This window comes from Lyngbya sp. CCY1209 (assembly GCF_035615495.1).
Taxonomy (GTDB): Bacteria; Cyanobacteriota; Cyanobacteriia; order Cyanobacteriales; family Microcoleaceae; genus Limnospira.
Window position 1 is genome coordinate 1 of sequence record NZ_JAJENU010000152.1, and the last position, 692, is coordinate 692.

Sequence of the window (692 nt, forward strand, 5' to 3'; positions counted from 1 at the left end):
TTTGCTGCTGCTACGAATACGATTTACTTGTCTCAGGAGTTGGTGGATGAGAATTCGGGGAATGTAAATGCGATCGCATCGGTTTTATTAGAAGAATATGGTCATTATATTGATGCTCAAATGAATGCGATCGATTCTCCTGGGGATGAGGGGGAAATTTTCGCGAATTTGGTTGTGGGTAAGGGGTTGAGTGAGTCAGAACTGTTAGGTTTGTTGGGTGAGGATGATGGGGCAACAGCATTATTAAACGGCGATACCGTTACCATCGAACAAGCAAATATTTCCTGGCTTGGAGGCAGCGGGGATTGGTATAACCCGCGTCAATGGAGTGGTGGCAAAGTTCCCAAGTCTAGCGATAATGTAACTGTGGAAGCCATAGGGGAGAAAGTCCAAATAAATTTCTCAAAGGGAAATCCGAATATTAAGGATTTATTTTTGGCAGCTAAAAAGGGTGGCTCTTTAAGTTTGAATGGCTTAACAACTTTAGGAAACGACACGGATATTTTAGCGGAAGGGAAAAAAAGCAGAGTCAAGTTACCCCACTTAAAAACATTTTCAGGCCAAGATGTTTACAGCCCTTCTTATATTATGGTCAAAGATGGTGGTGAAGTTGAAGCCCAAAAACTTACCACCCTGAAAGAGGTAGATTTGTATGCCACCAACAGCCAATTGGATTTGTCAGGAGTCAAAAC

Annotated in this window: 1 pseudogene; it reads left to right on the top strand. The window is 42.3% G+C overall.

The features are described from left to right. Positions 1–692: pseudogene (locus LKE08_RS01915) on the top strand (hypothetical protein); the annotation flags it as partial.